At 43.1% G+C, this 24,699-nt stretch carries 25 protein-coding genes and 1 pseudogene; 16 read left to right on the top strand and 10 right to left on the bottom strand.

Annotation, left to right across the window (positions count from 1 at the left end; genetic code table 11):
• The first annotated feature begins 16 nt into the window (after window positions 1-16).
• Together MKY83_RS18130 and MKY83_RS18125 are read left to right on the top strand one after the other, a co-directional pair.
• Entirely contained in the window at window positions 17-1,324 is a 1,308-nt protein-coding gene (locus MKY83_RS18130) for a purine/pyrimidine permease (protein WP_065097801.1), read from the top strand.
• Between the two features lie 70 nt (window positions 1,325-1,394).
• Window positions 1,395-1,766: a DUF423 domain-containing protein gene (locus MKY83_RS18125; protein ID WP_126740952.1), complete on the top strand. Its 372-nt coding sequence runs from the start codon at window positions 1,395-1,397 to the stop codon at window positions 1,764-1,766.
• Between the two features lie 40 nt (window positions 1,767-1,806).
• Here the strand turns inward: MKY83_RS18125 and MKY83_RS18120 are convergent, their stop codons facing one another.
• The 3 genes from MKY83_RS18120 to MKY83_RS18110 form a co-directional block, all read right to left on the bottom strand.
• Window positions 1,807-2,424 carry a cupin domain-containing protein gene (locus MKY83_RS18120; protein WP_126740951.1) on the bottom strand — a complete coding sequence of 206 codons (618 nt, stop codon included), beginning with the start codon at window positions 2,422-2,424 and terminating at the stop codon, window positions 1,807-1,809.
• A gap of 133 nt (window positions 2,425-2,557) precedes the next feature.
• The gene (gerQ, locus tag MKY83_RS18115) at window positions 2,558-3,100 is read right to left on the bottom strand and encodes a spore coat protein GerQ (RefSeq protein ID WP_065097803.1); all 543 of its coding nucleotides are present in this window, start codon (window positions 3,098-3,100) and stop codon (window positions 2,558-2,560) included.
• A gap of 223 nt (window positions 3,101-3,323) precedes the next feature.
• Window positions 3,324-3,989, bottom strand: a complete 666-nt coding sequence (locus tag MKY83_RS18110; RefSeq protein WP_260564464.1) for a YIP1 family protein — start codon at window positions 3,987-3,989, stop codon at window positions 3,324-3,326.
• A 184-nt stretch (window positions 3,990-4,173) separates the two neighbouring features.
• Between MKY83_RS18110 and MKY83_RS18105 the strand changes: the two genes are divergently transcribed.
• The 12 genes from MKY83_RS18105 to MKY83_RS18050 all read left to right on the top strand — a co-directional run bounded on the left by MKY83_RS18105 (window position 4,174) and on the right by MKY83_RS18050 (window position 15,221).
• Window positions 4,174-4,944, top strand: a complete 771-nt coding sequence (locus MKY83_RS18105) for a glycosyltransferase family 2 protein (RefSeq protein WP_065098076.1) — start codon at window positions 4,174-4,176, stop codon at window positions 4,942-4,944.
• Window positions 4,945-4,950: 6 nt separating this feature from the next.
• Window positions 4,951-6,363 carry a CDP-glycerol glycerophosphotransferase family protein gene (locus MKY83_RS18100; protein WP_342487546.1) on the top strand — a complete coding sequence of 471 codons (1,413 nt, stop codon included), beginning with the start codon at window positions 4,951-4,953 and terminating at the stop codon, window positions 6,361-6,363.
• A gap of 21 nt (window positions 6,364-6,384) precedes the next feature.
• Window positions 6,385-7,563, top strand: coding sequence for a DegT/DnrJ/EryC1/StrS family aminotransferase (locus MKY83_RS18095; protein WP_342487545.1), 1,179 nt, complete (start codon window positions 6,385-6,387; stop codon window positions 7,561-7,563).
• A complete protein-coding gene (locus MKY83_RS18090) occupies window positions 7,560-8,435 on the top strand; it encodes a GNAT family N-acetyltransferase (RefSeq protein ID WP_268453498.1) in 876 nt (291 codons plus the stop codon). The genes MKY83_RS18095 and MKY83_RS18090 overlap by 4 nt, the downstream gene beginning before the upstream one ends.
• Window position 8,436: 1 nt before the next feature.
• Window positions 8,437-9,561: an N-acetylneuraminate synthase family protein gene (locus tag MKY83_RS18085; RefSeq protein WP_342487543.1), complete on the top strand. Its 1,125-nt coding sequence runs from the start codon at window positions 8,437-8,439 to the stop codon at window positions 9,559-9,561.
• Window positions 9,551-10,291, top strand: a complete 741-nt coding sequence (locus MKY83_RS18080) for a glycosyltransferase family protein (RefSeq protein WP_065097809.1) — start codon at window positions 9,551-9,553, stop codon at window positions 10,289-10,291. Before MKY83_RS18085 ends, MKY83_RS18080 begins: the two co-directional genes overlap by 11 nt.
• On the top strand, window positions 10,288-11,316 hold the full coding sequence (locus MKY83_RS18075; protein WP_342487542.1) for a glycosyltransferase: 1,029 nt from the start codon (window positions 10,288-10,290) through the stop codon (window positions 11,314-11,316). The genes MKY83_RS18080 and MKY83_RS18075 overlap by 4 nt, the downstream gene beginning before the upstream one ends.
• Before the next feature lie 2 nt (window positions 11,317-11,318).
• Window positions 11,319-12,059 (top strand): sugar phosphate nucleotidyltransferase, encoded by a 741-nt coding sequence (locus tag MKY83_RS18070; RefSeq protein ID WP_113767837.1) that lies wholly within the window; start codon window positions 11,319-11,321, stop codon window positions 12,057-12,059.
• Window positions 12,056-13,021 (top strand): dTDP-glucose 4,6-dehydratase, encoded by a 966-nt coding sequence (rfbB, locus tag MKY83_RS18065; RefSeq protein WP_065097812.1) that lies wholly within the window; start codon window positions 12,056-12,058, stop codon window positions 13,019-13,021. The genes MKY83_RS18070 and rfbB overlap by 4 nt, the downstream gene beginning before the upstream one ends.
• 3 nt (window positions 13,022-13,024) lie before the next feature.
• Window positions 13,025-13,879, top strand: a complete 855-nt coding sequence (gene rfbD, locus MKY83_RS18060) for a dTDP-4-dehydrorhamnose reductase (protein ID WP_113767836.1) — start codon at window positions 13,025-13,027, stop codon at window positions 13,877-13,879.
• Window positions 13,872-14,327: a dTDP-4-dehydrorhamnose 3,5-epimerase family protein gene (locus tag MKY83_RS18055; protein WP_003215275.1), complete on the top strand. Its 456-nt coding sequence runs from the start codon at window positions 13,872-13,874 to the stop codon at window positions 14,325-14,327. The genes rfbD and MKY83_RS18055 overlap by 8 nt, the downstream gene beginning before the upstream one ends.
• A 102-nt stretch (window positions 14,328-14,429) precedes the next feature.
• A complete protein-coding gene (locus tag MKY83_RS18050; RefSeq protein ID WP_269199666.1) occupies window positions 14,430-15,221 on the top strand; it encodes an SDR family oxidoreductase in 792 nt (263 codons plus the stop codon).
• A 14-nt stretch (window positions 15,222-15,235) separates the two neighbouring features.
• On the opposite strand, the gene MKY83_RS18045 is transcribed toward MKY83_RS18050, so the two are convergent.
• The 6 genes from MKY83_RS18045 to MKY83_RS18020 form a co-directional block, all read right to left on the bottom strand.
• Entirely contained in the window at window positions 15,236-16,429 is a 1,194-nt protein-coding gene (locus tag MKY83_RS18045; RefSeq protein ID WP_065098078.1) for an aminotransferase class I/II-fold pyridoxal phosphate-dependent enzyme, read from the bottom strand.
• Between the two features lie 18 nt (window positions 16,430-16,447).
• Complete coding sequence (locus tag MKY83_RS18040; protein ID WP_342487541.1) at window positions 16,448-17,869, bottom strand: ATP-grasp domain-containing protein; 1,422 nt, start codon at window positions 17,867-17,869, stop codon at window positions 16,448-16,450.
• Window positions 17,870-17,884: 15 nt separating this feature from the next.
• Complete coding sequence (locus MKY83_RS18035; RefSeq protein WP_050944484.1) at window positions 17,885-18,646, bottom strand: glucose 1-dehydrogenase; 762 nt, start codon at window positions 18,644-18,646, stop codon at window positions 17,885-17,887.
• Window positions 18,643-19,350, bottom strand: a complete 708-nt coding sequence (locus MKY83_RS18030; RefSeq protein WP_342487539.1) for a cupin domain-containing protein — start codon at window positions 19,348-19,350, stop codon at window positions 18,643-18,645. Before MKY83_RS18030 ends, MKY83_RS18035 begins: the two co-directional genes overlap by 4 nt.
• Window position 19,351: 1 nt before the next feature.
• Window positions 19,352-19,954: a hypothetical protein gene (locus tag MKY83_RS18025; protein WP_003215386.1), complete on the bottom strand. Its 603-nt coding sequence runs from the start codon at window positions 19,952-19,954 to the stop codon at window positions 19,352-19,354.
• A gap of 149 nt (window positions 19,955-20,103) precedes the next feature.
• Window positions 20,104-21,336, bottom strand: a complete 1,233-nt coding sequence (locus MKY83_RS18020) for an MFS transporter (RefSeq protein ID WP_050944482.1) — start codon at window positions 21,334-21,336, stop codon at window positions 20,104-20,106.
• A 145-nt stretch (window positions 21,337-21,481) separates the two neighbouring features.
• On the opposite strand from MKY83_RS18020, the gene MKY83_RS18015 reads away from it, so the two are divergent.
• Together MKY83_RS18015 and MKY83_RS18010 are read left to right on the top strand one after the other, a co-directional pair.
• Complete coding sequence (locus tag MKY83_RS18015) at window positions 21,482-21,961, top strand: Lrp/AsnC family transcriptional regulator (RefSeq protein ID WP_185107670.1); 480 nt, start codon at window positions 21,482-21,484, stop codon at window positions 21,959-21,961.
• A gap of 287 nt (window positions 21,962-22,248) precedes the next feature.
• Window positions 22,249-23,218 (top strand): annotated as a pseudogene (locus MKY83_RS18010) (alpha/beta hydrolase family protein).
• A gap of 632 nt (window positions 23,219-23,850) precedes the next feature.
• On the opposite strand, the gene hemQ reads toward MKY83_RS18010, so the two are convergent.
• On the bottom strand, window positions 23,851-24,621 hold the full coding sequence (hemQ, locus tag MKY83_RS18005) for a hydrogen peroxide-dependent heme synthase (RefSeq protein WP_185107676.1): 771 nt from the start codon (window positions 24,619-24,621) through the stop codon (window positions 23,851-23,853).
• Window positions 24,622-24,699 lie beyond the last annotated feature (78 nt).

Raw genomic sequence — 24,699 nt, 5'->3', positions numbered from 1 at the left:
AGGGAAGGTGATCGGTTTGAAACTATTTTTGGGCGCCATTCAGTGGATGGCATTTTTTATCGCAGCTTCTATTGCTGTACCAATTGCGATTGCACAAGCATTTGAATTGAACCAAGTACAGTCAGCAGAGCTGATTCAAAGTACATTCTTTTCACTTGGTCTTGTGGCGATGGTGCAATGTTTATGCGGCCATATGCTGCCGATCAATGAAAGTCCAGCGGGGCTTTGGTGGGGTGTGTATACCCTTTATGCAGGTATGACAGGAACCATCTTTGCGACGTATCCTGAAACTCTGCAAGCACTACAAGGGGCTTTAATTTTTAGTGCCGCTTTCTTTTTTATTTTTAGTTTATTTAAAATCATTAATTGGCTCGCGTCTTTATTTACGCCAGTCGTCACAGGCATTTACTTGCTATTATTAGTTGTCCAGTTAAGTCAGCCGATCATGAAAGGGCTGATGGGCATCGGCTATCGGGGAAATCAGGTGGATGGGCTTGTCTTTTGCTTGTCGATCTTGATTATTGTTCTGACCTTCATGATCAGCCGCTCAAAATGGCATTACTTAAGGCAGTTTTCTGTGTTATTTGCCCTTGCAGGAGGCTGGTTGTTATTCGCTCTACTCGGGTTGGCAAAGCCGGTTCGAATTCCAGAAAAAATCATCGAGTTTCCGAAGCTGTTCCCATTCGGCATGCCAGTCTTTGACAGTGGATTGCTTGTCACGTCCTTTTTCATTACGATATTACTCATTGTGAACATGCTGGCAAGTATTCGCATTGTGGAAAGTTCAGTGAAGGCATTTGGTGAACTGCGTGAGCGGAAGAGAGCTCGTCCGGCTGGTTTTGTCGCAGCATTTGGCCACTTACTGAGCGGATTGATCGGAGCGATTGCGCCTGTACCTATTTCCGGGGCAGCAGGATTTATCCAGACAACGAAAATTCCATCGAGAAAGCCATTTTTCATAGGAAGTCTGCTCATTGTACTCATTAGTTTATTCCCGCTGCTCATGAGCTTTTTCTCCGCATTGCCATCACCTGTGGGGCTTGCTGTAAACTTTGTGGTGTTCTCCTCGATGATTGGAATTGCGATGTCTGAGTTTGATCAGTATGAGAAAGAAGAAATTCCGCGGATTCGCTTTGTCCTAGGGATTGCCGTTTTAGCAGGTGTAGGGGCGATGTTTGTACCGCAGGAGGCCTTGAAAGGCATGCATCCTGTGCTCATTTCATTATTAAGCAATGGACTTGTTCTAGGTACACTCATTGCGATCGCGGTCGATCAAGTTCTGTTACGAAAGAAAAAGAAATCCGACAATCTCGTGTCAACGTAAAGGGAAAGTTGAATATCGTCTGTCACCCGCGCTATGATAAATATAATTGACGAGATAAGGAGAATGACGAATGAAACTATTTTTCATTTTAGGTGCGATTAATGCGATGCTAGCTGTTGGACTCGGAGCCTTCGGTGCGCACGGTCTTGAAGGGAAAATCCCTGAAAAGTATATAGAGATTTGGAACAAAGGGGTTCAATATCAGATGTTCCATGCGATTGGACTATTTATTGTCGCCTTTCTTGCAGATAAGCTGTCAGGTGTTTCTCTAGTCCCAACCGCTGGCTGGGTGATGCTTGCAGGTATCCTTTTCTTCTCAGGAAGCCTTTATGTCCTAGCATTGACTCAGGTGAAGATTCTAGGTGCCATTACCCCAATTGGCGGAGTGGCGTTTATTGCTTCTTGGATCATGCTTGTCATTGTAGCAGCAAAAAATTTATAAGCTAAAAAACCGATGCTCTGTGAGGGGCATCGGTTTTTTTTTAATTCCAGTAAGGGGCGTAGTTTGGCGGTGCTTGATAATAAGGGATGTAGTGAGACGGAGGGACAGGGTTCGTTTGTGCTTCCTCTTCTCTGTGGCAAAATGGTCCGATAAACGCACTTGGCTTCACAGGCTGCGTCGCCTGTTTCCACTGTGTTTCGTTCATGCAATACGTATGTGCCATGATGTGAGCAGGGGTGAGGGTGAGAAGGTCTGAGCCTAGGATCACTTCTGGCGTAGATGCGTTAAAAATGGCTAACAAATGAGTTCTGTCTTGAAGGGCAACTTCGTAGTGCCACCAGCCTTGAGGTACGTTTGCCACCTGTCCTGGGGTGATGGTATAGGTGTGCAGTTTTTTTGTAAAAGGATTCAGCATCGAGACGGCAGCAGAACCGGCTATACAATAAACAAGCTCTGCGGCATTTTGATGATAATGGGGCTCTACGACTTTGCTTTTACTCAAATATATATCCAGCAGAGATACTTGATCCAACGAATTTAGTTGGTTTTTCCCTAAAACGTTAATCAGGTTATGCTGATCGTATTTCACAAGTGGACTTTGATTCAGGTCGTATGAATATTTAACATTTGGTGATGTATAATCCAGCTCAACAGTCATGAATGTCACCTCTAGGTGTTTGATAAAAACTACTAGGCATCTTATGAGCAGCACCCTAGAGTTGTGACAAAAACCTAGTCAAAAGAAAAAAGCAAGGGCGCCTGCTCCTTGCTTTTGCGATATGTGGCGTTATCTACCTCGGAGAGTACGTGGACATGGAGTATGGATAGTCGTATTGAATTTCCCCATCAAACGTAATGTAATCAAGATAGATCGTTAATAGTAAGTATCGTGTTCCCGTCTTGTTATCACTAATGATAATGTGGTCACGTCCTGCAGCTTCAATGACGCCTCTGAAAATCTTCGAGTTCCATTCCTTACTTGCCTCAAACGTCATATAAATCGTGGCTACCTTGCCGCGGTTCAATCGTAAAATATTTTCAATATAGGACTGCTCGATTGGCAGCTGACCAGTGACATTCTGCTGATAAATCGGCCCAGAAGGAATTTGATACGGCTGCCCGCCGCTCTGCGTGCCCTGCCCCCCTTGTGAAGAACCAGTAGACGGCATTGGTGAAAATCCCTGCTGCATTTGTCCTTGCATTTGACCCTGCGTTTGGGGAGGGACTGAATAACCCATCTGCTGCGCAGGATACGGATTTGCTCCATATTGTTGCTGGCGAAAATCTTGACCTTCGAAACCCGAACCTTGCCCAAATTGATTTTTCAATTTCATAACGTTCCTCCTCTTTCCTCATGGTGTTCTAAACAGAAGGCGCTTGAGCACCTGTTGTTTCCATAGCATTCTTTCTCTCTTTCACACTATGAGACAGGAGGGGAGAATATGTACATTGAACGAAAAAAAGGAACTGTGGTGCAGTTCCTTAGGCGCGGGCAAACCCTCGCATTCTTTGTCAGGTCTGCGCTTCGTTGCTCACGAATATGATGTGCAACCTTCCTTACATCATCCAATTTACAGCGCGCTGGACACCAAATAAAAGAGTAATGATAAGAAAACATGTAGCAAGCGGTGTGATCACAATGAGAAAGGCTTGCCATAATCTGAGCTTCATCACAGCGGCAATGCCTAAAACAGCCATTCCCAATATCCACGTCTTTGCATAAGCATCAATCAGTGTTAAAAGATCGAGATAATACCAAACCTCATAATGCTGATCTAAATAGGGTGAGATTTTGACAAACGTATACGGACCGAGCATTCCAATCGTGAAAATCCAACTGAGTGCAAATAAAGCAGAAGGGAAAAAGACCGACAGCGTGCAGGCTTTCAGTACATCTCGATACGCGGTTTGACTGCCGAAAAAAAGACGACCTAACCACTTTAGGATGAGTACACCGAAAAATAGACCGAGATTGCCTGCGAGAATACCATATCCCGCACCTTGTAACAGAATAAAAGGAAATGGAATATGATTGCCCATATACTCGCTAAAATACCCTTCGTAGACCCAGCCTGTACCAGCGATACTTGCAAGGAGCATCATCAGCCAAATGGGAATAGAGGAATGTTGATATGAGCGAATAATCGTTTTTGTCGCCACGAAAATTTTGAAAAATCGAAAAAAACCTTTTACTTCCTCTTGTTGGGAGTGATCATTCTTCATAGCTTCCAATGTTCTTTACTCCTTTAATACATATAAATGATTACTTATATTACCAAAAAGTTCGCGTTTTTCAAAGATAGATCATTAAAAAGATACAATTTTATAAAAAATAGGTCACTCTACAGTCTCTTTAAGAGGAGACACATATGATAAACATAGTTTGAAAGAGACCGAGGTGAAAACTTTGACAAAAGTAACTGTCATTATGACGAGCTTCAACAAGGCGGCTTACGTCGGCAGATCGATTGAAGCGATTTTGCAGCAGACGCTGTCAGATTTTGAACTATTTATCATGGACGATGGTTCAAACGAAAAAACCCTTGCCGCGATTGAGCCCTTTCGCAAAGATCCCCGTGTTCATTTTATCCAAAGTGGTGTCAAATCGCTGGAGGAGAGAACAGCGAAAACCCGATACGCCGTCCTCATTAATCAAGCATTAGAACTAGCAAAGGGCGAGTATATTTCCTATGCCACAGATGACAATGTCTATGCCCCGGACCGTTTAGAGAAGCTCACACATTATCTAGATGCTCGACCAAGTGAAGATATTGTCTATTCTGCATCGAAAGTAATCTATTTAAATAGCAATAAAGAGCCAGTAAAGGAAACGATTCGACCTGCGCAAACGGTGCAATGGAATGCACCTTGTGCCATAGATCATTGCTCGGTCGTTCATCGTGCTTCTATTTTAACAAAAATTCATACTGAATTTGGGTCTTACTGGGACGAGAGTCCGCATTTTTATCGAATAGGGGATGCCCGGTTCTTTTTTCGATTAAATCATTTTTATCCGTTCTATCCCTATGATGAAGTTTTAGATACAAATTACATCACAGAACAGTCGATTCACTATCAATTGGCGGAAGAAGAGAAAAGTGCCTTTATTCAAGCACTTCCTGAGCAGTCTACCTGCTGGGAGCTCCGCCATATATTAAAACAAAGACATGGGAGGTGACCTTAAGTGTCGCACTATATTCATCATTATTGGCAGGTGTACTTTGAGTATGTGAATCTTATGAAGGATTTGTCCTATCAACAAATTCCCCTTGGGTTGATCAGCAATTTCTATCAATATATCAGTCCTGAGGTAAGGGAACGTATGGAGGATGAAGCATTCGGTCAAGAATTGACAACCGATTGTCCGTTGCCGGAAGAGATTCAGCCATTTTTTGATCAACATAAGCAGCAGATCAAGCGTATTGCTTATCGTCCGGCGAATGGAAAGGTCCTGCTTCACTTTGAACATCTGCGTTTTACTGAACAAAATTACATGCGGTTCCATCCGAGTCAAACGGTGGTGCTTGCTCGCTGGAAGAAGGCAGATTATTTCGGTTTACCGGTCATCAGCAAGCCGGAATTAGCAGGAGAGGTTAATAAAGAAGCCCATGCTGAATATATTGAGAAAGCAAATGCTCTCCTTAAACCTTACGCAAAGCATCCGGTCTTTGGCAATGTCTTTTTTAGAGAAAAGCTTCGGAAGGACATTGTGCAATTTATTGATGTGATTGACCAGACAGAAGTGCTATTTCAGATGGAGCCAATTGCAGCCATCATTGTGGGGACAACGGAGGATGCTTACAGCCGCGTACTTGCACTGCAAACTGTGAAACGCCAGCTCACGAGTATCTGTCTTCAGCACGGCGCACTGATGGGAGACGAAGCCTTTTTGCCGATTTTCACGACGTGCCACGGGGTGTTTGGAAAGTATGAAAAAGACTGGTATGTAGACAAAGGCTGTCAGCTGGAACAGGTGGAGATCACAGGTCATCCGAGGTTTGATTTGGTGAAGGATCGAACGCCGCTTCAGCAGGAACTCATCTTTCGTAAATTGAACTTCAATCCTGCCAAAAAGACCGTGCTTGTGGCAACGCAGCCGTTTTCAGAAGCCTTCTATGGTGATGTGCTTAAAACGATTGCAAAACGGAAAGACATTCAGTTGATCATGAAGCCGCATCCGTGGGAAATTGCCCGCAACCGATTAAATGAGTATGTGTCCATTGAACGAGCAGGAAATCATGTGAGATTGATTAAAAAAGAGATCGACTTGTATGACCTATTGCCATATATGGATATGGTCATTACGCTCACATCAACCGTCGGTCTTGAAGCGATGCTCTTTGAAAAGAGTGTGCTGATCGGGAAAATGACAGAAGGCAGAAGATACCCTTATTACGAGTCGCTTGGCAGCTATCATATGAAAAACCCTGTTGAACTGGCTGAGAAAGCCATTCGTATTTTGTCGGATGATCAAGAGATGAAGCTGGCAAAGAGGCAAGGAGTTGAGTTCATTAAACAACATTATCCGCATGCGCGATCGACCGATGTTCTGCTTTCTCTGCTTCAAACAAAAACAGGTGTGGATTTTCAGAGATGAAGATAGGGGTGTGCAAGCGATATGGAAAAAAAGAGAGAACAATTTCTTCCTTATGCCCTGCCGTTGATTGAGCAGGAAGAAATTGACGAAGTCATTGGAACATTAAAATCCGGCTGGCTGTCAACCGGACCAAAAGTCAGACAGTTTGAAGAAGAGTTTCGGCAGCTGACCGGTGCAAAACATGCGATCGCTGTCAATTCATGTACGGCTGCTTTATTTTTAGCCTTAAAAGCTAAAGGGATTGGGAATGGGGATGAGGTGATCACAACGCCTCTGACATTCTGCGCAACAGCCAATACGATCATTCATACAGGGGCAGCACCTGTATTTGTCGATATTGACCCAGCGACACTCAACCTCGATGTAGAGAAACTAGAAGCGGCGATTACACCACACACAAAAGCGATTGTCCCTGTTCATTTTGCTGGTCAATCGTGCGATATGGAACGGATTTTAGCCATTGCCAAAAAGTACGATCTCTTTGTGCTTGAGGATGCCGCTCATGCTCTGCATACAACGTATCACGGGCAGCCGATTGGTTCGATTGGTGATGCGACTGCCTTTAGTTTTTATGCGACGAAAAATATAGCGACCGGAGAAGGTGGCATGCTGACGACAAATGATGATGCACTTGCCGCTCGGATCAGAAGACTAGCACTCCATGGGATGAGCAAGGGAGCATGGAATCGTTATGGAGAAAAAGGAACGTGGTACTACGAGGTCGAGGAACCTGGCTATAAAATGAACATGTTTGATGTGCAGGCATCGTTAGGGCTTGTTCAGCTAAGCCGTTTAGATGATATGCAGGCACGGAGAGAACAAATTGCGAAAGCATACAATCAAGCATTTCAAAAGGAAGCAGGGCTGATCCTGCCGCCAGTCCATCATGAGGGAAGACATGCATGGCATTTATATGTACTGCAAGTGGACCCGAAAGAAGCATTCATCACACGCAATGAGCTGATTGATCAGCTGCAAAAGGACTATAAAATCGGCACGAGTGTTCACTTTATCCCTGTTCATGTGCATCCATACTATCAACAAACCTACCACTATTCACCAGAGGATTTCCCTGAGTCACTCGCGTACTACAAGCGAACCCTCTCACTGCCTCTTTATCCCAGTATGACAGATGAAGATGTGCAGGATGTCATCACTGCGGTGCTGTCTATTTTAAAAGAACAGAAGGCATCTTCATGAAGACCGTTCATGCACTAGACGATCAGGTGCTGTCCGCTTGGATTGAGAAATACGGTCAACAAATTGAACAAATGAAAGGCTTCAAACAGTTTGGTCTTGTCAGTGGCGCCCAGCTCAAAGCAGTGCTGTTATACGACTGGTCAAAATGGGAAAGCGGTATATTTGATCAGCATATTTTTCATGTGAAGTTTGCGGAAGCTGAGTCAGCATCTGCTTTTCAGGAATTGATGGAGCGCTTCATCAATTGGATGAGAACAGAAAAATGCGATTTTTTCTTTTTACGTCTTGAAGCGGCGGATGTTGAAAAAAACCGCATCGTCCAAAAGCTGTCACATGTGTACTATGTGGGCGGTCTCACTCGTCTTGAAGCGCCGCCTGTTCACTTGGAAATGCCATCAACAGTTGAAGATGTGATCATCAGTCTGCCGAATGAAAAGGAATACGATGAGGCGGTGTCACTCGCTTATCAGGCTTTTGTGAAAAGCCGGTATGCCCTCGATCCATTTTTAGACCAGAACGTCGTCCAGCATTTCTATCAAGAATGGATGAGAAATAATGTTCTCGGACGTGCAGATATCAATATCGTAGCAAAGGTGAACGATGAAGTCGTGGGCTTGATACAAGGGATGACCAAGGGCGATGAGCTGGCGCTTGAGCTGTTTGCGATTAGACCGGATGTACAAGGAAAAGGGATCGGGAAAAAGCTGTTTATTGAGATGATGAAGGTCTCTTATGAGAGAGGGCATCGTTTTATTTCTGCCGGAACGCAGCTGCATAACACAACCGCCATTCAGCTGTATGAAAAGATGGGCTTTAGAACAACAAATGCCTTCTTGTATTACCATGTATGGCCGAAAAAAGGAGAGAGGTAAGATGGCGCATTTCTACATTGGAGATCGCAAAGTGGGGGATGGTGCGCCTGTCTTTATCATTGCAGAGGCAGGCATTAACCATGATGGAAAGCTGGATCAGGCGCTTGCTTTAATTGATGTGGCAAAAGAAGCAGGTGCCGATGCAGTGAAGTTTCAAATGTTCCAAGCTGATCGGATGTATCAAAAGGAACCAGGTTTATACGAAACAGCCAAGGGAGAAGAGGTGTCCATTTTTTCCTTAGTGGAACAAATGGAACTGCCGCCAGAATGGCTCCCGGTATTATTAACCCGCTGTGAGGAAAAAGGGCTAATATTTTTAAGCACAGTGTGTGATGAAGAATCGGCGGATTTATTAAATCAAACCGATCCGAAAGCTTTCAAACTGGCATCCTATGAAATCAATCATTTGCCTCTTTTGCGACATACAGCTTCTTTTCAAAAGCCCATCATTTTCTCAACTGCCGGGGCCACTATTGCAGATGTTCATGAAGCATATGAGGCGATTACAAGCGTGCAAAACGATCAGGTTGCCATCATGCATTGCGTCGCAAAGTATCCAGCACCTAGAGCTTACACGAATCTTCGTGTGCTCCAAACCTTAGCTTCCGCTTTTCCTGAGGCAGTCATCGGTTTTTCCGATCATAGTGAGCATCCTACTGAAGCCCCTGTTGCTGCTGTGAAGCTTGGGGCAGCCATGATTGAAAAGCATTTTACGATAGATAAGACGCTGCCTGGCGCCGATCATTCCTTTGCGCTCGATCCCGAAGAATTAAAGGAAATGGTTCAGCATATTCGAGCGGCGGAAAAGGACCGAAATCAATCAGAAACAGACGCTTATTCTGTGTCAGAGGAGCTCCTTGGCAGTTCTTTTAAAACGACAACAGCCATTGAAGGGCAGATTCGTGAATTTGCGTATCGAGGGATTTTTACGACAAAAGATATTGCAAAGGGCGAGACATTGACCGAAGAAAATCTAGCCGTATTACGTCCAGGACAAAAAAGCCAAGGTCTGCATCCGCGGTACATGGAGATTTTAATTGGCGTCAAGGCTGTCAGAGACATTCCAGCCCATACAGGGGTTTCGTGGAAAGATGTGCTCATGCAGGAGTCTACAAATGATCAATGATGTGCTCTTTGTCATACAGGCTAGAATGGGCTCAACAAGACTGCCAAAAAAGGTGATGAAACCAATCGGTGGTATGGCGTTGATCGATTTTATCGTTGAACGGGTAAAGCAATCAACTTATTATAATCACAAAACGCAGAACCTCATGATCGCCACAACAGTCGAAGCAGAAGATGATCTATTGGCTCATTATTGTTTATCAAAGGGCTATAAGGTATTTCGTGGCAGTGAGATGGATGTATTGCAGCGATTCGCAAAGATAGCTCAACATTTTGAACCACAAACCATTGTACGTTTAACGGGAGATAATCCATTTATAGATCCAGCGCTTTTGTCGAAAATGCTTGAAGAACATAGACAGAAGAAGGCTGATTACACGTATACGACCGGAACACCACTCGGTATTTCCGGGGAAATGATCAACGCAACTATTTTACGTAAAATCGACAATTTCCCCCTTACGCAGCCGGAGCGTGAGCATGTCACGCTGTATATCCGAAAGCACCCTGAGCAATTTCAACTGCAATTATTCACACCGCCCAAAGAACTCGCATATCCTGCTTATCGATTCACGATTGATACAGAAGAAGATTATGTATTTGCCACCCGTTTACTTGAAAAAGCCGGTGGGTCTAATGCAGTGCCTACAGCTGAGCTCATCACCATTTGTGAACAAGATCCTAATATGGTTCGGTTGAATCAATTTGTGAGACAGAAGGATGCTGAATGAATAAAAAAATCATGATTGTTGTGTACGGTGGTTTTTTAAGAGGAATGGGGCATATCGTTAGAATGAAACGTCTGGCAAAGGAACTGATTCAAGAAGGAAACGACTTATATTTCTATACAAATGAACAGATTTGTGTAGAAATGCTCTCGCATCCAGCATGGCACGTTCATTTGGTGCAGGAATCAAACGTATTCCTTCAAATGGATCAGGACATAAAAGAGCTAAATCCTAATCTTCTGCTAATCGATGTCCTTGATTGTGACCTTCAGTTCCTTCGATCGATCAAAGCGTCCTCCAGAAATGCAAAACTGGTCTTATTTGAAGAAGAAAGAACAGAAGCTTGCCAGCTTGCTGATGCTGTCGTAAACGGCATTTATGGTGGACTAGATGAAAAGCACCTGCAAGTAAATGGAACGGACTACTTTTATGGAACACCTTATTTATTGTTAGATCACGAGATCAGCAAATTAAAAGACACATATGAGGTTCGCAAAGAATGTAAGAAGGTGGTGATCAGCCTTGGGGGCAGTGATCCAGGCGGATTATTATTAAAGGCTGTATCAGCCCTTCTCGAAGCAGGCCATTTACACATTCTAGCGGTTACAGGAAAAGCCTCTCGCATCGAAGAAGAAATCGAGGCTGCACATATTCAATTCATTCGTCATACGGATCAATTACCTACCCGTCTTGCAGAAGCCGATCTAGCGATTGTTGCTGGCGGGATGACGTTATATGAGGCCGTTTGTATCGGGGTGCCCAGCATTGTCCTTTCACAAGTAGACCACCAAGCAGTGACAGCCACTCGTTTTGCACAAAGGGGAGCCTGTCACCATCTTGGATTAGGTAGCCTTGTGGATGAAAAGGATATATGGCGTGCTGTTCGAAGGCTGTCCGGCAGCTACTTTCTCCGCAGGAGCATTCATCTCAATGGACGGTCACTCATTGATGGAAAAGGAACCGAACGAGTGAAAAACATTCTTATATACCTCATGAATCATCACCAAAAAGAACATAAGGATGTGTAGATGTGAAGGGAGTTATTTTAGCAGGAGGAAAGGGATCACGACTGGCACCTTTAACAAAGATTTTCAATAAGCATTTATTGCCGGTTGGCCCATATCCGATGATTTATTGTTCATTGTTCAAATTGAAAGAAGCGGGAATTTTAGAAGTAATGGTCATATCACAAGCAGAACAAATCCCGCTGTTTCAAAAGCTGCTTGAAGGCGATCAGGAACTGGGGATGAACATCGTGTATCAGGTCCAGCCAGAAGCTTCTGGAATTTCAGACGGCTTATCCTACGCAAAGCCCTTTGTAGAAGGGGAAAAGTTTGTGCTCATGCTTGGTGATAATGTATTTGAGGATTCGCTAACCCCTTTTGTTGAAGCCTTTCAGCAGCAAGAAAGTGGTGCGAAGGTTCTGTTGAAAGAAGTGGCAGATCCAAAGCGGTTTGGCATTGCAGAAATTGATGCCACCCACCACCGAATTGTATCAATTGAGGAAAAACCGGAGTATCCGCGTTCATCCTACTGCGTCACGGGCATCTATTTTTATGATCAAGAAGTCTTTCAATATATTGAGAAAATCTCGCCGTCAGATCGAGGCGAATTAGAGATTACAGATGTAAACAATCTCTATATCTCAAATAGCCAGCTGACCTATGATATGTTAAAAGGGTGGTGGATTGATGCAGGAACACATGAATCTCTCCACCAAGCATCGACGAAAATGTTTGAAACGATGAAGAAAAAAGAGGGATACGAATGACGAAGTCTTATTTCATTACAGGCGGAGCGGGATTTATTGGACTGAATTTTGTGAAGCTGCTGCTTCAGGAGACAGATGTCCGGCTCACTGTTTTTGACAAGTTAACATATGCTAGTCATCCAGAGGAGATGGATGAATTATTAAAGCTGTCTCATTTTCGTTTTATTCAAGGGGATATCACCCTTCAACATGAGCTGGATCAAGCGTTTGATGAAGTCTATGATGCTATCATTCATTTTGCAGCGGAATCCCATGTTGATCGCAGTATTGAATCGGCAGAGCCCTTTATTCAAACCAATGTCCTCGGTACCTATCGTATGCTGGAGGCAGTCTTAAAGGGCAAGGCGAAAAAACTTATTCATATTTCAACAGACGAAGTATATGGAGATTTGGAACTGAATGATCCGGCTTTCACAGAACAAACACCACTTTCACCGAATAATCCTTATTCAGCAAGCAAGGCAAGCTCAGACCTGCTTGTAAAATCTTATATCCACACTCACCAATTACCCGCAATGATCACACGATGCAGCAACAACTACGGACCGCATCAGCATGAAGAGAAATTAATACCGACGATTATTAGAAAAGCAATCAATGGAGAAAAAATCCCGATTTATGGAGATGGCCAGCAGATTCGCGATTGGCTGTATGTAGAGGATCATGCGAGAGCTGTAAAGCAGGTCCTTGAAAACGGAACAGCTGGGCAGGTGTACAATATCGGCGGTGGCAACGAGAAAACGAATCTCGATTTGACCAAAACCATTCTGACGCAGCTCGGGATCAGTCATGACCGTATTGCGTTTGTTGAAGACCGTAAAGGACATGACAGACGGTATGCGATTGACGCCAGTAAGCTAAAACGGGAGCTTGGCTGGACGCAGGAGACGTCATTTGAAGCAGGTATTGAAAAAACGATCAATTGGTATCGTGCCAAATATGATCAGAGCGAAGAAGGGTGACCGATGAAAGTTTTAATCACCGGTGCAGGCGGGCAACTAGGGAAGGAATTGAGCAGACAGCTTAAGGAGAAAGACATCACCGTCATTTCCTTAACGAGGAGCATGCTCAATATCGCAGATCAGCAAGCAGTCAGACATGCGATGAGACACTTTCGTCCTAATATTGTTGTCAGTGCAGCAGCATATACCTCAGTAGATCAGTGTGAAACAGAAACGGAAAAGGCGTATCTTGTTAATGGCATTGGCGCCTACTATACAGCGCTGGAGGCAAAGAACGTAGGGGCTGATGTGTTACATGTCAGTACAGATTATGTGTTTGACGGGCAAGCAGACACGCCTTACCAAGTCGATGCACAGCCAGATCCTCACACCATTTATGGAAAAAGTAAAAAGCTTGGTGAGGAATTGATTCATCTTGTATCAGACGAAGTGAAAATCATCCGTACATCGTGGCTATACGGACATGAGGGACATAATTTTGTGAATACCATCCTTCGGCTCGCAGAAACAAAGGATCATTTGCGCATCGTGAATGACCAAATAGGCTCACCTACTTATACAAAAGATGTCGCAGAGGCCATCATTCATTTATTTGATCAACAGGCAGGAATTTATCATGTCAGTAACCGAGAAAGCTGTTCCTGGTTTGACTTTGCGTCAGAAATTGTGACAAAAAGCGGCCTGTCTACGACCATTGAGCCAATTTCCACAGAAGAGTACGGCTTCCAAACACCTCGTCCAGCCTATTCTGTGTTAGACCTTCAAGCGATTGAAGCCACAGGTTGGAAGCCGAGACATTGGAAGGATGCGCTTCACGAATTTTTGCAGAAAGAAGGGAGATGGCATCAGCATGATTGATGGTGTACAAACGAAAAAACTCATGAAACATTGTGATGATCGCGGCTTTTTTGCAGAGCTCATTCGAGATGATGAGCCCATGCTGCAACGTTTTGGGCAGGCATCGTGGTCGAAAAGCTTTCCAGGTGTGATCAAAGCCTTTCATTATCATGAAAAGCAAGATGATGTTTGGTTTTTCCCAGCAGGTCATGCTCAGGTCGTTTTATACGATTTGCGTGAGGACTCTCCTACAAAGGGTCAAACCGATGTGTATTATATGGGGGAAGACAATCCAATGCTCCTCCTCATCCCAAAGGGTGTCGCACATGGCTACCGGGTACTAGGCGAGACGCCGCTGCAAATTGTCTATTTCACGACAGAATCCTATGACCCGAAAAACCCAGATGAAAAGAGAATCGCTTGGAATGACGAGACAATCGGATTTGATTGGGAAACGACATTTAAATAAAGAACAAAGGCCTTTCGCAGGAGAAAGGTCTTTTTTTGTTGAAATACATTCTATAAGTGTCATTTTATGTATTTTTCTAAGTTAAGCAGAAAAGGGATGTGGATGAGTTTGTCTAAAAGAATTGCATTTGTAACAGGGGCAAGTACAGGGATTGGAAAGGCAATCGCCATAAAGCTTGCCGCCCAGGACCATGTAAAGGTCATCATCAATTCTAGAAATCAATCCTTACTAGAAGATGCGCGGCAGCATATTGAGCGTATGGCAGAAACAAAGGAGCCGGTGTCTCTTTTCTGTGGTGATATGTCGCATGAAGGAGTGCGAGCTGAGGCCTTTGCGGCAATAGATCAAGAGTTTGGCAGACTGGATGTGTTGATTAATAACATTCCAGGAGGGAAGCCAGATACTTTTAATTCATGTGAAAGTGAGCAGATGCTGGCAGCATTTTCTCAGAAAGCCCTAGCGTACATTGATATGATGAAACGTGCGGCAGCGATGATGAAAAGACATGAATATGGCCGGATCATTCAAATTGTCGGGAACCTTTGGAAGGAACCTGGTGATCAAATGTTTACGAACAGTATGATGAATGCAGCGATTATCAATGCTAGTAAAAATGCAGCCACACAGCTTGCGCCTTCAGGGATCACAGTGAATTGTTTAAACCCAGGATTTATTGCTACAGATCGATATGAACAGTTTATCGAAAACATGATGCGTGAGCAGTCATTATCACGGGAAGAAGCTGTACAGGCTGTTGCGTCAGGGATCCCGATGCAAAGAGTAGGTTCAGCGAGTGAAATGGCTTCATTGGCGGCATTTATCGCATCAGAGGAAGCCTCCTATGTCACCGGACAGCAAATATCTGTCGATGGTGGTTCGATGAAAAGTATATAAATATGAAAAACCCGCTATATGCGGGTTTTTTGTTGAAAACGAATCGGCAGTATATGCAGCCGATCGATAAAAAGGGCAAGCTGTTCAATTGGCGCCACCATTGAGATGCGGACATGATGTCTTCCATGTGTTCCAAACACACCCCCAGGCGTCACGACGACATTTGCATGCTCGAGTAAATAGTCGGCAAATGCATGAGAATCCTCGAAATCATCAGGAATCGGTGCCCACAAATAAAAGGCGCCGGCTGGACGTTCAATGGTCCAGCCAAGCTGCTTCTCCGCTTGACGGATGAAGAAAGCCATTCGTTCAATGTAGACTTCTTTCAATGATTGAATATGACAGTCATCACTTTGTAAAGCGACGGTGGCGGCATGTTGAAATCCACCATACATACTGACAAACACATGATCCTGGAAGGCGTTAATGGCATGAATGATGTCCTCATTGCCTACAGCAAAAGCGACTCTCCATCCTGCCATATTGAATGTTTTGGATAAAGAATATAATTCCACTCCTACGTTTTTCCCAAGAGGAGCCTTTAGAAAGCTCACTGGTTTTTGCTCATAATGAAAGGAACCATAAGCAAAATCATGAATCACATGCAGATCGTGAGCGGACGCAAATTCTGCAGCCTCTTCAAAAAAAGCTTCATTCGCCACAGCACCAGTTGGGTTATTCGGATAATTTAAGAAAAGCACCTTTGCCTTTTTTAACACGTCTGGATCAATTGAAGAGAAATTCGGCAAATAGCCATTTTTCTTTTCAAGCTGGATGCAATGTGGCTTTGCGTCCGCCATCAAGATACCTGAATGATATTCTGGGTATCCCGGATCGGGGACGAGGGCAATATTCCCTGGATCAAGCAGGCACTGACTCATCACATAAAGCCCTGTTTTTCCTCCATTGAAAAGGGCAATTTCCTTCTTCCGGTCAACCTCAATGCCGAATTCCTTTCTGTAGAAATCTGCAATGGCTTGCTTGAAAAAGTCAAAGCCTCTAAAAGGTGCATATTGCTGAAATTGCAAAGAGCCTGCTGCCTCTTGAAGGGCATTCACAATGTGCGCCGGAGTAGGAAGATCAGGATTTCCCTGACCAAGGTTCACAATGTTCGCTCCGTGTTGTGTTTTATGCGCAATTTTCTCAAATACGGTTCCAAATTTTTGTTCTGGCAGCCGTTCAATCATGTTAGATGGTAAGATCTTCACCACGACATCCTCTCTTTCTTATCCCTTCACTAATTCATCCATTAACTGAATGGCTGCCTGCTTTTGAATGTTACGGATGGAGGCGGCAACATCCTGAGAAGACGACCCTTTTAATTCAAGAGACACGATGCCATTAAATGCTTCAAATAAAGATAGATCTACAAAGGTTCCTTTAGGTGGGACAGATTCGCTGATGATGACAGTATCTCCAACTAAAGTGTCCTGCGGAATATGCACATGATCAATGGTGATGTGTGTGGCCTCAGGCGGAATGTGTCCGCTCTCTTTGAAATGCTGAGGGTATAAATGACAGTCTGCTACATAATGCGTATGTCCAGAAAGTAGTTCTTTTGGCAAATTAGCTTTTTTTCCATCGACTAATACATCAATCAGCAACTTAGCCATATCCACCCCAAAGACCTTTTTGATATTCGGAATCATATTCCAGCCAGCAAATCTAGCTGCTGATTCGATCAGTCCGGTTTCTCGATGTTTCATAAGCTTGATTTCTGTATGAGTGGCACAGTTTTCAAGACCTAATCCTTCATTTGCTTTCCTCGCTGCCTCAATGATGATTTGCTGGGCTTCATTGTCTAGGATCGACGGAGTGATATGAGCCGTTTCTGTAAAGCCGATTTGAGGGGTCTTATCATGAATGACAAAAGGGATATATTCACCCTCAACAACTAATCCTTCTACACTGACATAATCAGAATAGCCGTCGTCTTGATACCAATCCTCGTAAGCCCCCTCTAAGTACGTTTCAGCGACAAACGGTGCTTCATACGTCACAGCGTTTGGAACGGGAATGGTTTGCAAATAGGATTGTACGTTTAAAAAGAGATCATCACTGCCGGATCGGTCATGAAAAAGGGTCACGCCAATGGAGCTTGCTAAATATGTAGGCTTTAAAATAAGCGGTGTACCAATATGTTCAATGGCTTGCTGAAAATCAGCTAAAGTCGTGACAGGCTGAGTTTTTACTGCTTTGACCCCAGCTGCGTTGAATGCAGCCCTCATTTGGCTTTTATCACGCGCTAATTCAGCTGCCTTTACCCCAGCGCCGCGCAGCCCAAGTCGCTCAGCGGCTTTTGCCATTGGTGCAATGAATAATTCATTATTGGTGGTGATCGCATCCGCTTTGAAAAAGGAAGCGACGCGAACTAGGTCGTCCACCACCTCTTCCTCGGATTTTAGATAATCATCATGTGCCCAGTAAATCGAATCTGGGTGTTCAAAAGAAGGGTTTTTGTCAAAATAATCTCGATCTTTGATGACCGCAATAGAGTATTTTTCGATTAGCTCAGTGTGTCCCTTTGTAATAGCAAAAGGTCTCAGGATATAAGAAACGATATGATACGATGCAGCCACGCTTTCGTAAAACATATGGGGCGGGCATCCTCCTAGATCAGCAATGACAAGTACGGTTTTTTTACTCAATGAAAGCACTCCTTTTTATCTAGCGGTGTAACCGCCATCTGCTGTGACAACACTTCCAGTCATATAGCTGGATAGATCAGAGGCGAGAAACAGCATGACGCTCGCAATTTCTTCGGGTTTTCCGAGACGAAGTAATGGGTTCACCTTTGCTTTTTCCTTTTTAACAACCTCAAGGCTTTCTGAATGATTGTCTGAAAAGGATTTTTCATTTAATGGTGTATCAATAATGCCTGGGGCGATACAGTTCACTCTGATTTGATGGGCGGCATAGTCGACCGCCATCGATTTGGTGAGCTGGATGACACCGCCCTTTGTTGCGTTATAGGCAGGGATGTCAGGCCAGCCGACAAGACCCCCGACAGATCCGGTATTGATAATACTTCCGCTTTTCTTTTCAAGCATATGCGGCAAAGCATGCTTACTCATGAGAAATACACCCGTCAGGTTGACCTGTACAATGTGATTCCAATCCTCCAGCGTCATCTCGTGAACGGGAGAGACAATTTCAATGCCTGCATTGTTAATCAGCACATCGATTGTCCCAAACTGGGTCAGCACAGACTGAACGGTTTTTTGACAGTCAGACTCATTCGTAATATCTGTTTTGAAAAACGCAACATGCTCGTGCGCCAATGATTCGACGAGCTGTTTGCCGCTTTTTTCATTGATGTCAGCCACTGCGACTTTTGCTCCGTGCTCAAGGAAAAGCTTGACTGCGGCAAGCCCAATTCCCGATGCACCTCCTGTAATCAGGACGACTTTTCCGTCGAGGTTCATTTCTTCACCTTAGACGTTTTTGGCTTCAACCGATTATAGCGGGGAGGGAAGAAGAGATTAATAGACTTTGATGCTTCCGGCTTTGGATTTATCGCACCGTGGTCTTCCCTAGGGTCACAAAAGTAGGTAGTACCAAATTCCATTTTCTCTGTAAAGCCTTCAATCGTCATATCATAACCTCCGCTAATGCAAATGCCGATTTGTTCATTCTGGTGTTTGTGAAAAGGCATTTCTCCGCCATTTCCAGGAATGTTGGCTATCATGAGCTCCATCCAATCCTCAACAAAAAAGGTCACTTCCATGCCAGGAAGTAAATCTCGTGTTTTGAAAATGTCTAAGAAATAAGTAGGAGGCGCCGTGTATTCTTCGCCATCTTTTAATCTCTTAATATCAATAGCAATCACTTCTTCATCTGTCAGGTTAGAAGCGCCGTGAGGGACAAAAGGTGGTGCGATATACGCTGATTCTAAAGGGGTAAGCAATTGGGTCGATGGGCCGACTGTCATTTGAAGCTCGCCTTTTAATACGATGCCGATTTGTGCTTCGGGATGCTCGTGAGGTTTAATGATCGTGTGAGGAGGGATGTATGAGATGAGCACTTCCGTATCACCTCTGACCGTGGAATATTGTGTGACACCATTCTCCCATTCTATTTTTTTGGCTTGTGGAAAATATCGTTCTTGCGTTTTTTGTTCAGTTTGCATATTATATCTCTCCTTTTCCGAATATGGACCAGCTCATAGGAATACTTTTAAACGTTCGAACGAAGGTGAGGCCATATGTGGCTCTGGCTACCTCATTGGTTAAAGCGAAATCAAATTCGCCGTCTCTTACTTTTTGTGCGGCAGTACTTGTCGAATTGACTAGCTCAAATTCAGCATTTTGGTGAATGAAATATTGAATCAAATTGACAGGTGCAGGGTGAGAGACAATTTTTAAATGGTGGAGCATTTGTTCTTGAAATGGAAAATCTGGTCTGACAGCCAAGCCATACATGGGTGTGTCACATCTGAAAATTTGTAAGAGCTGCAGGTCAGGTCTCATGTAGAAGTGTTTGATTCCTTCGTATGCGTGTGGAACGAGAGTGTATTGGAGTGCGTGAGAGAGAGTATGTTCAATGCAAGTTTCGAATGTGTCATAAAGGGATAGTTTCGTATGAGTGCCGAGAGTAGTGGTGGAATGAGAGATGAAGTGTTTTGCTGCGTATTCACTGCTTGTCCCCTTAGGGCCTAGTGTATTGACTGTAAACATCTTAGGTGAAACGATGGGCTCTTCTTTGAAATGAAAAACATCATTCTTTAAGATCATGTTTACCATCCAATCTTTTTCAAATTTTTACTAGATTATAAAAAATAAAATTGGCAATTGTCAACAAAATTTATAAAAAATGTATTTTATGATGATATTAAAAATTGATCTAAAAAACTGCACATACCTAGATGTGCAGTGAATTGAACTTACGTTTCAAATGTGTTTTTATGTTTCTGCTGTAAGGTTCGTTCACGTTTATAGCTGACGAAGCTAATAAGAAAACCAACAAGCGTAACGAGAGCACATACAAGCCCTACCGTATGATAGCCGAAATGGACATAGACAGGTCCCATAAGAGCGGAACCAAGCATAACGGCAAGATTGGACGCAAGGCTGTAAAAAGCCATCACTTTGCCTCGGTGGGTTTGGGAGCAGTCACTTAGAACAGTGCTCAAAAGCGTGACAGATAAACTTTGCATGGCACCCCAAATAAATAGGGCAAAAATCAGCAATGTCCATGAGAAAGGAGCATAAGGAAGTAAGGCGAGAACGAGCGTAATGCCGCCCAGCACAAAGAAAAGAGAACGAGTTTTGCCAAACCAGTCTGCTAATTTCCCTGTAAATACACTCATGGAAAAACCGACACCGTAAGCCATGATCAGAAGTCCTGCCGTCGATTGCCCTCCAGAAAACAAACTTTGTAGATACGCTCCTAAAAACGAGTACATGCCATAAAATCCAAGCATATTACAAAATGTCACGGTCAAATAGGCGGGGACACGATCAATTTTCAAAGCTCCCCATAAAGAGCCAGCTTTCTCCCTAGCTTGAGGTGTTCCTGTATTCGCTGTGGCGGTTTGTTTACGAGATTCAAGGATGACGAGCAGCAGGACAATGAGACTCATGATGGCGAAAATCCAAAAGGTCCATCGCCAGTTTAAACTCTGCCCGATGAAGGCGCCAATTGGTACACCAAGGACAAGAGAAAGAGACCAACTCGACACAATGAGCCCCATCACTTTGCCTCGATATTCATAAGGAACCCGGTCACCCACAAGCGCATAGGCTGTTGGCACAAATACACCGGTCGCCAGCCCAGAAATAGCACGGCCTGCAAAAAATACGGCCAGATTCGGGGCAGCCGCACACATTACGGTGCCAATCAAAAAGAAAGAAAGCCCGATAATCAGGCATAGCTCCCTTGAATACCGGTCCCCTAAAGGAACAAGCAGCGGGGCTCCAACCAGCACAGCTAACCCATAAATGCTGATGGAAAGGGCGAGAATATCAAGAGAGTGCTGAAAAGAGTTTGATAAATCAGGCAGCAGTGGTGAAATCACCAGTTCTTCCGATCCCGCCGCAAAGACGCCAAGTGTGAGCGCAATGGCAAGTGTGATGGGAAATGTTTTAGAAGCCTGGCTGTCTAAAGATTCTTTCATCAGGTGATCCCTCCAAACTTGCTTTTTCATTCAATTCCGTTAAAATAAATTCTACCATTATTTAGTTTTATTTTACATTTCGCATCATAAGTATTATCATAAAATACTTTTCAAATGGAACGATTTTTGGATAGGAGAGGTACGAATGAAAATCACCGGTGTTGATGTGCATATTTTAAATGAATTGAAAGAAGATGCCCGCTTATCTATGAGGGAATTGTCCAAGCGGGTCAATTTATCCGCACCTGCGGTAGCAGAAAGAGTGCGTAAATTAGAAGATGCAGGGATTATCGAAGGGTATTCGGTTCAGGTTAACTATAAAAAATTAGGGCTTATGATTGACTGCCTGCTGGAAGTCACAGTGCTAAACGGGGAGTATCAACGTTTTGTGGCTTTTATGAATCAGCATCCACGCGCTTTTTTTGCTTATCGAGTGGCAGGGCAGTCATGCTTTTTCATTAAGCTGTCTGTCGCTTCCCTTGAAGAAATTGAAGCCTTTATTCAGGCAGTGTCTGGGTTTACCAAAACAGTATCTCATATCGTCTTATCAGGGCACTCTTTTTCTCATCCCATTCAGGAACGTGTGAAACCAATAGAAGAGCCAGAAGTGACCGTGGTGAAATAAAAAGTTTCAGATTGTTGACACAGGGCTAAAATGATCTTTATTTTAGCCCTGTGTCTTCTTTTTGATATATATGCATCGACAAGGTCTTTTATGATTTCCCTTATATTTGTCTTTTTATTGTTTATCTTTATATTAATTGTTACTTTAATCTATCTTGTTTATTACACATCATTGGCTTACTAATTAGCTTTCATTCATCAATTTATTTAATTTGTTTCCAAAAAAATAACCTTTTTTTGCTAAAATATTCGTATAGTAATAATTTGAGATTAAAGGAGTCAATTCTTTTGAAGCTTTTAAAAGTAATAGATTACGCAGCATTAATGGATATGCACAGAACAAGAAGCAAAGAAAGTCACTATAATAATTTGCCTATTGACGTAGGTAATAGAGATCATTTTTTTGGTGCTCAGCCAATTGATTTAGAATTTCACATCGATAACCATACAGCAAACTTAAAAAGTGGAATATTTTCTTTTAATTCAAGCATCAAATCTGGTGAAGATAAGAATGACAAGGTTTCTGGGGAAGTGTTTTTACGAAAAGAGTCAAAGTACAAGCCCAATATAATCTTCGTACATGGATGGCGCATGGATTCATACGACAGAATTAAGAAGATTTATCACGATAAAATCGTTAAAAATTATGATTGGAATATGTATTACTACACGCTGCCTTATCATTTCGATAGGGAACCACAAAATTCAACATATTCAGGTGAACACATGATTAGCGCCAATATAAGTCGAACAGTGCATTCTTCCCAGCAAGCTATTGTTGAACTTAGAGGGCTGATTAAATGGATCAAGATAAAATGAAGGTGGGGAAATAATCGTAGTTGGCATTAGTTTAGGAGGGTGGCTAACAAACTTATTAGCAACAGTCGAAAAAGACGTGAATATTGTTGTATCAGCTTTTTATGCGAACAATATTGCGCATTCCATTTGGAATACTCTTCCTGGTAAGTATATACGCAGAGATCTGGAGGAACATGGAACAACGTATGAAGAACTCGACAAAGCTTGGGACATTATGAACCCTAGTAAAGCAAAACTTCTCGTAGACAAAGAAAATGTACTCTTAATATCAGGAAAATATGATATGTATATCGACATAAACGATGCTGATACTCTGTGGAATAGCTGGAATCAACCTAAAAGGCACGTATACAGTTGTGGGCATGCTGGAATTGTTCTATCTAGAAATAGAATAGCAGCTGACACACTTCAATTTATTGAAAGTAGGCTAAAGAAATAAAATGATGTTCATCCTAACTGCATTGTTGTGGACCATGAGTTTAGTTTTGTTTCTTACTTATCCTGAAAATGAAAAAACAAGATGGGGCAGCTTTATTGGATTTTTGGTGGCTTTGGTGGTTTAAGTGTAATTTTGTCGTATTACTTGGATGGTTCATCTAGCCATCTACAGCTAATCCATTACATCATCGCTAGGACACTATGGAACAGCATATGCAATTATGATTTTCGACCTTGTGTTCTCAGAAATAATCACAAGTAAAAAGCGAAGTTTCATTTGGAAAATAATTTTGTTCATACCCGTAATCATTATGCAGATTTACTTTACGGAATTTCCTCAATGGCAAACACATCATGTAGTTCTTTCTTTATGGGTCGTACCATATGTCTTTATTTCAATAGGTTTGATGGTTTATGCAGCATATACAGAAAAGAGTATAACAAGCAAAAGACAAAAGGTTTATACATGTCTAGTTGTTGTTCCAACACTTGATGACACATTCAGTCATGCCAATCGAAAACGCACCGAGCGTTAATGCAAAAATAGCGATAGGGAAGTTTTTCATGATGTGATCACCCTTCTAAAAAAATACATAAAAAGGCTTCGGAAAGATCCGAAGCCTTAAGAGTTTATCATACATGAAAATAAGACGCCAGCTGCTCGTTTGCTAATCGGTTTCCGACAAAGAAGGAACCAAATTCGCCGTAGCGTGCACTGACTTCATCAAAGCGCATTTCATAAACCAATTTTTTGAATTGAAGCACATCGTCAGAGAAAAGAGTGACGCCCCACTCATAATCATCAAAACCGACGGAGCCTGTAATGATCTGCTTTACTTTACCAGCATAGCTGCGGCCGATTAAGCCATGGCTTCTCATGAGTGATTTACGCTCATCCATAGAGAGCATGTACCAGTTGTCGTTGCCGGAACGTCTTTTATCCATTGGATAGAAGCATACGTATTGAGAAGAAGGGAGCTCTGGGTATAGACGCGCACGTACATGCGGGTTCTCGTAAGGATCTCCGCCATCTCCGCCTCCTGCTAAGTAGTTGCTGAGTTCAACAACTGAAACGTACGAATAAGCTGGGATCGTAAATTCTGCTAGTCGTGTCTTGTTGAATTCAAGTTCAATTTCACCCAGTTCTTCCATGGTTGGACGCAAAATCATGAGCATAATATCTGCTTTTTGGCCGACAATACTATAGATTGTTTGGCTTCCAGCCTTATCGTGCTCAGCTATTTTCCATTTTTCTAATAGACCTGTGAATTCATGAAGAATCGCTTGGCGCTCATCACTTGTCAGCAGCTTCCAAGCTGTCCAGTCAAAGGTTCTAAAATCATGCAGTGCATACCAGCCGTCTAGTGTTTGAGCTGCTTCATTGGTTGTATGTTGTTCGCTCATTTATTTCACTCCTATTTACAGTTTTCCATCTGTTCCAACTATAACATAGTTTGTCCAAATGAAGATGTGATCAAAACT

This window comes from Bacillus sp. FSL M8-0266, from assembly GCF_038613425.1.
Taxonomy (GTDB): Bacteria; Bacillota; Bacilli; order Bacillales; family Bacillaceae; genus Bacillus; species Bacillus pumilus.
This window is presented reverse-complemented; position numbering and strand designations above follow the sequence as displayed.